Source organism: Clostridia bacterium (assembly GCA_035561135.1).
In the GTDB taxonomy this organism is placed as follows: Bacteria; Acidobacteriota; Terriglobia; order Terriglobales; family Acidobacteriaceae; genus DATMYA01.
Genome location: DATMYA010000060.1, coordinates 1 through 3716, shown reverse-complemented (window position 1 = coordinate 3716; position 3716 = coordinate 1). Strand labels below are relative to the sequence as shown.

Sequence of the window (3716 nt, the reverse complement as noted above, 5' to 3'; positions counted from 1 at the left end):
GGTGCTGTCCTGCGCTGCGTTGCTCCCGCCCATGAATGTTTATTCGCTGTTTAGATTCAATAACATACAGGGGGCGAAATGGAACGTGGGCGGTTTGTCAAGGGAATTTCAGATCTCTTTCTGGGGGCAGATGCTAGGCTGTGGAAATGGCATCCGTGGAGCCACGCGGGAATATCATCTCTCAGTATTTTAGGTCTGTCTTCTTGCGGCGGAGGTGGACCGTGCTGACCCCCGCTCCGGCAATTGTGAAATTTGTGCAATGGTCCGTAAACCAGTTGCCCGACCTGCCATCGGACCTGAAGATGGCTTCTATGTGGGATGCTCCCTGGTGGCTCTGGGCGCTGGTATTCTTGGCCTGTTTCAGTGTGGCTCAGTTCCTAGCGTGGCGCGAATCCCACAACAATGAAATGGCATTGCGCGCCCAGTTGCTTGAAGCAGCGCCCCAGGTCATTCTGAGATACGACTCGATCACGGACAAATACGAGCGGTACCAAGCGAAAGCGCCGCTTGAAGACTTCACTGAGCTTACCGCGATCAACTGTTCTGGTGTAGACGCGTTCGGCGTGTACATAGCCCGTGCGAATCTGGGAAAATTTCGGCTCGCTTCCGTGGCCCCCCTCGACCGATTGCCGGCGGGCAGCGAACGGAAACTTATCTACACCGTGATTGACTCGTCCAGCAAAACAGTGAACCTTAAGCACTATGCGGCGCTTAACGACCTCCTTGATTCCCTTTCGGTTAACGGCGAGTCGTTCAGTGCGGAGGTGGAGATCAAGTACTTTAATTTCCACGGACGACAGTTTTCTACCGAGGTGAACCTGGTTTACTGTCCTGGACTTTATTGTGGCCCATACTTCGAGGTGAGTCCGCGCGCGGATCGTCTGCGTGGGGAATGACGCGAAGTGGGCCGCATGCGCGACCCTAGCCAGACAGAAACGCCAGCACGTCTTTCGTCCACTGTAGCCGCTCGTGCTTCGGGATCTTCGGTGTCTCAGGCGGCGGCTGGAAGACACACCGCAGCAGCGGTAGCCAGTAGTTCCGGCAGCGTCCAAACGTGATCCGTGATCCCCGCCTCCATTGCGGGCGTCACGCGCAACGATCCGTGAATCCGGCAGAAGTTGTAATACGCGAAGTGCAGCGCGATGGCCGCACGGTGGTTCTCTAGCTTCTTGCTGAAGCCGTTCGTCAGCCGGGTGAGCCGCCGAATCTGCATCCGCATGGTGAGGTTCTGGCGCTCGATGTGGGACGTGCAGATGTGTTTGGGGTCGGGATTTCCGCTTACGACAACTGGGACAGCCTCCACAACCTCTGCCGGGGAATAGCGGTGCTCGTCTTCCTGCGGATGGGAATAGAACTTGATGAGTTGGGCGAAGTCGCAGCGATCCATGAGCATTTCATCAACGGCGGCGGGATATGACCGTAGGCCGTCCGTCGTTAGCTGAAAGCGGGTCTTCTCGGATGAGGCTTGGCGAACCTTCGCCATCAGCGTGAACGCGTTGTCCAGCGTGCGGCGACCGACTACAAAGGCAAGTATCAGTTTCGTGGGGCGATCCATCGCGACCCAGCAATAGCAGTCGCCAATGGTGTCATCTGCGTATTCGTCCGGCCTCTTGTGCCCTTCCTTCTTGCCGATGAAACCCCAGATTTCATCGGCCTGTACGTCCGTCACGGGCACGTTACGGATGCGGGCGTCGATCATTACCTCGCAGCGCATCCCGGCAAGCAGCATGAGCCTCAGGATCGCGTCACGGTGGATTCCGGTAATCCGCTCGGCAGTCCGCACGGAGCAGCCCTCCACGAGAAGCTGAATCGCCATCATGCCGCGTTGCTCGTTCAAGTAGTCTTCGATGCGGAACGGGCGCTCGTGATCTTCGGTGAAGGTCTTGCCACACTTTAGGCAGCGGAAGCGCTGGAGGCCGTTGCGGTGCTTGCCGAAGCGCTTGGAATTGTTATCACAGTACGGGCATTTCATTGTGGCGCTTGTGGTGGCTTGCGGCATCATGGGTGAAGAATACAGCAAGCGGTTGCTGTTGTCAATGCAGAAAGTTCTCCTCCTTTTGGGTTGTGATAGATAAAGCGGCTTTGGTTAGGCAGCCAGTTGGTCGAGTCTGCTACTCAACTGCTGGAAATCGGCGGGCATGCCCGATGGGACGCTAATGACGGCCTGTGCAAATGTCTCAACGATCCTGTGTGCGTCTTGGCTCCACGCTTCGGCCTTCGCCTCTACGGCAACGCGCCGCCAGTTCTGGGCATACGTATTAGCTAGGTCTTGGCTCTTGAATCCAAACCTCTCAGCAGCCGACAACGCGCCAGCGGTGGGATGCAGGATCGAGACGGAGATCGGCTCTCCTTTTTGCGGAGTAAGAACGAAATCGAATGTGTGTTGCTTCAATCGGCCAGCGACCTGCACGTTTTCAGATACCTTCGCCTTTCGACGCCCCCAGCGGCGCAGAAGGGATCCTAGTTGGACTTCAAGGGGCTCCTCTTCGACCACCGGAACGTGGCCGACCATCTGTACCATCGCAAGTGCAGAGCACATGCCAACAGCATAGGCTTGAGCGGCGAGTCCGTTGTATTTGGCTCCCGCCTGGAACATCTCATCGCAGTACGAGATACCGAAACGGCCCGCAATCAACTCAAATTCGCGCTCAACGGACGGGGTGATCTTAACACCCTGCAAGATAAGTTCGTTGACGGCTTTGCCCGCATCGTGTATCAGGAAATAATCCGCCGCACGCGGCTCAACGAAAACATCAACACAGCGCTGATCGACGGTCACGAAGGGTAGGGTGACGACACACGCATCCCGAACCTGTTGCACGCTCACCTGGGCGGCTAGGTGGTCATGAAGGGCCTGTTTAATCGAGTTGCAGTTGGCCGCTGGCATGGTCTCCCCTCTTCAATTCTACGTTCAAAATACTGAATCCGCTCAATATAAAATCATGCAAGAGTGCCGGGTTGAAGTCTGACAGGCACTCCTTGTGGGTGTCCAGTCCGCGCGGCTTCCACATGTGCCGATGCCAGCCCGTACAATTGAAAGCGCTCCCGCGGTGGTCCCTGACTACCGCCTCCCAGTCAATACCGTCAATCCTCGCGTTGTTGAGCAGCACGGACATTGCCCAGCATTGCGGAAGCGGCAGTTTGGCTCGAACTATGATCCGCACCGCTCCGGAAACGCCCCGAAGATGCGCTGTGTGGTCAAGACTTCCGCTAGATCCGATCCGGTGTTCCGCATCCCCAAGAGACAGCCCAAGCAGTTTCTTCAGGCGGCGGACTTTTTGCTCTATCGTCTCAGCCTTTGGCATCAGTCGGCTGAGTATTGTATCAAAACCTACATATCTTAGCTCAGCCCTCGTTTTTTTTGCGCGGTCTTCCCCCTCTGCGCGTCTTCCTCATGGCCGCGATTTTCGCGTAATAGTCAGGGCCTCTTTCGGCAGTCTTCTGCCCGCCCTTTTTGCCGAGCTGGACAGCGGGTGGAGTCTTCAGCAGTTGGTCGGCCAGAGCATCGGCAGCCGTGAGCAGCTCAAGCGCTCTGGTCGCGCGGCCCTCGGGTAGCGAAATTGTTGTCAAGAGATTTTTGGCCTCCGCGACCAGATTTTTTAGGGCGCGTAGGTCGGTGCGGGTGGTTGGCTTGCCCATGCTTTCAACCATAGCAGTCAATGGGTTACGAATCAAGCGCTTGCTGTTTTGGTGGCAACGCAGCGCAGGACACTACC

At 56.7% G+C, this 3716-nt stretch carries 4 protein-coding genes; 1 reads left to right on the top strand and 3 read right to left on the bottom strand.

What is annotated here, in order from left to right; genetic code table 11:
- The first annotated feature begins 221 nt into the window (after positions 1–221).
- Positions 222–896, top strand: coding sequence for a hypothetical protein (locus VN622_13310; protein ID HWR36838.1), 675 nt, complete (start codon positions 222–224; stop codon positions 894–896).
- A 95-nt stretch (positions 897–991) separates the two neighbouring features.
- Here VN622_13310 and VN622_13305 read toward each other — a convergent pair whose 3' ends face one another.
- From VN622_13305 to VN622_13295, 3 genes are all read right to left on the bottom strand, one after another.
- Positions 992–1972 carry an IS1 family transposase gene (locus tag VN622_13305; protein ID HWR36837.1) on the bottom strand — a complete coding sequence of 327 codons (981 nt, stop codon included), beginning with the start codon at positions 1970–1972 and terminating at the stop codon, positions 992–994.
- Between the two features lie 114 nt (positions 1973–2086).
- A complete protein-coding gene (locus tag VN622_13300; protein HWR36836.1) occupies positions 2087–2887 on the bottom strand; it encodes a hypothetical protein in 801 nt (266 codons plus the stop codon).
- Positions 2888–3345: 458 nt separating this feature from the next.
- Entirely contained in the window at positions 3346–3570 is a 225-nt protein-coding gene (locus tag VN622_13295) for a hypothetical protein (protein HWR36835.1), read from the bottom strand.
- Between the last annotated feature and the right edge of the window lie 146 nt (positions 3571–3716).